This window comes from Erysipelothrix aquatica (genome assembly GCF_009828775.2).
GTDB classification, from domain to species: Bacteria; Bacillota_I; Bacilli_A; order Erysipelotrichales; family Erysipelotrichaceae; genus Erysipelothrix; species Erysipelothrix aquatica.
The window spans coordinates 1-2,328 of the sequence record NZ_WTSY02000072.1; the positions used below are offsets into that span (position 1 = coordinate 1).

Below are 2,328 nucleotides of genomic sequence, written 5' to 3' on the forward strand. Positions count from 1 at the left end.
ACAATATCTTGATGACATTGCCTTTAAAATCAACTCAATGCCTCGCAAAATGTTTGACTTTAAAACTGCTTATGAGATAGAATTTTTAAAAATGAATAGTGGTGCGGTTGAGATTTGATAAAAGAAAGGAGCAACTGCTCCTTCTTTTTTTTTTATTAGTCTACATCTATTTACCATTATATATTTAGAAGTTATCAGTTTTTATGTCAGATTTTCATATTTATTTTTTCATTAAACTCTAATTCAATCAATCCGTGATGAGGTTTTCTTTGACTACTTGGTGGGAAAGAAAGGTAATCTCCGTATGTGTTATGCAGTATGAATTGATAATTATTAGGGATGGGTAGCAGTATCTTTTCAAAAGCATAATAAGAAGGTCTAAGATGATCATGTATTCGCCTTCTGTATTCTCTGTATGTTTTAAATCCCTGAGTCATATGCGTTACAAAATCTGAATCCCTATGTGTTTCATTGTACTTCGTCATGACTTTGGTTTGTATTTTGTTTAACTCTTGCATTGAATTAAGAGCTAGAGGGCAATGTATCTTCGCTCTCTCCCATAACACTTTATCATTATCCCTGAGTAATTTAACGCGCTTTAATTTCGCTTCTTGTAGAATGTTAATTTCTTCTTCATGCAATCTTATTGCATCAATTGAGGATGGCATAACATCATAAGGGAATATATCAATAAAAATTCCATGATGTACATCGAGATGTGACCATTCTTCTTGTAATGCCTTCGAATTGTTCAAACGAAGGCGGGTAAATGAATGGACATATTGCGGGTCAGTGTCATAATTTTGAACAAAAATATGCTCATTATTCCATTGCTTAGTCAATTCTAAAAAGACATCGTAATCCCATCTAAGCATCGCTATATCTATATCATCATCCCAAGGAATGAACCCCCTGTGTCTTATTGCGCCAATAATTGACCCAAAATCCAGTGTAAAGGGAATCATGTGTTTTGAACAAAAATCATTAAACTCTTTTAACAAGTACAGTTCGTTTAATTGCAACTTTCTAATCAACTCTTTTGATAGCGTTTGATCGGAAACAATCATATTTTAAGACCTCCTTTTAAAATCAGAAATCCATAAATATTAGACTAATTAACCTTAGTATATCACTATTAACTCAACTAACCTAGTCATAGGTCACTACAGTAAGTATTAGAATAAAAAAACACTCTCAGTTAAGAGAGTGGATGATCATTTTTTCTTCTAAGGTCTTCTCGGAGCATAATTTGGTTTCTCATAGTTAAGACAACATATGCTTCTCTAATCACCAGAAGAATAATTATTGATTGGTAATTGTCAACAAATAATTTACTCAAAATAAAATAGAATAAAACTACATCTAACGCAATAATCAAACCATCTAAAATCTTCAATCTCAATCACCTCTAACTAGTCTAATACCCTGGGTTGGCATAATAGTAGTAAGTATAATATTTGCTACCTGTAAACGATTGATTTCCAACGTATGTTATCATCTGGCAAGTGTTTTTTGCAGCTGGTGCAGCTGAGTGTAAGGCTTCCCATTTATTTGTTTTTACTGGAGCTAGATATTTCCCAGCCACGAATGCGACTACCTCTGCTGCAACCGCAGCAACAAGAACGGCTTTCACAAATGTCAATGTAAATGCTGCTTTTATAGCAGCCACGGAAAGTTGACCAATAGAGCTTAACTTTGTAATTGCAGTAGTAAGTCCTGCGCTTGTTCCGATAAATGCAATATTTTGATTATGACTCGTATTCACGACCCCAATAAATCTATCAGCTCTATAACCTGTTGTGGGAGGAATCACATCCCAATACGCTTGTGCCATTTGTCTCGACTCCACTTCAGGAGCTACCACATCTTCGACAAATATTTGACTATAATTAGATAAGTAAGTTGTTATCGGATATTGAGAATTATCTAAAGACTGCTCTGTAACAGCTTCTAAATAGTCTTCTGGTGAATACTTATAACCCGCAACTTTAACATATGAGTCATCTTTAGCATGAATTATTTCTATTTCTTCTCCACTATTTTTTATAACAAACCTGACACCTTCACTGTGTTCTGATGCAGTTATTAACTCATCGGTAATTTTCCCCTCTGCACTAACAGGAATGACCATACCATAAATCAAGTAAGTTTTGTTAAGGAAACGTTTACATTGTAGTTTTTAATGATTAATATGTAAAAAGCGCCTTGGAGAAAGGGCGCTTTTTGTACCAAATAATCCCCACCGATCATTTGATTTACAGTTATATACATATTTCTTTATCTGATTAGATAAAAGAGTTGAGAGACAGTATATAACCACTAGTGAAT

The 2,328-nt window shown here is 33.8% G+C and carries 2 protein-coding genes and 1 pseudogene; 1 reads left to right on the forward strand and 2 read right to left on the reverse strand.

All coding sequences use genetic code 11. The features are described from left to right. Positions 1 to 118 (forward strand): annotated as a pseudogene (locus GVV20_RS10400) (IS30 family transposase); the annotation flags it as partial. 88 nt (positions 119 to 206) lie between these two features. Here GVV20_RS10400 and GVV20_RS10405 read toward each other — a convergent pair. Both GVV20_RS10405 and GVV20_RS10410 read right to left on the reverse strand, forming a co-directional pair. Then, the gene (locus GVV20_RS10405) at positions 207 to 1,067 is read right to left on the reverse strand and encodes a LicD family protein (RefSeq protein ID WP_159647152.1); all 861 of its coding nucleotides are present in this window, start codon (positions 1,065 to 1,067) and stop codon (positions 207 to 209) included. A gap of 350 nt (positions 1,068 to 1,417) precedes the next feature. Further along, positions 1,418 to 2,131 carry a hypothetical protein gene (locus GVV20_RS10410; protein WP_159812704.1) on the reverse strand — a complete coding sequence of 238 codons (714 nt, stop codon included), beginning with the start codon at positions 2,129 to 2,131 and terminating at the stop codon, positions 1,418 to 1,420. Between the last annotated feature and the right edge of the window lie 197 nt (positions 2,132 to 2,328).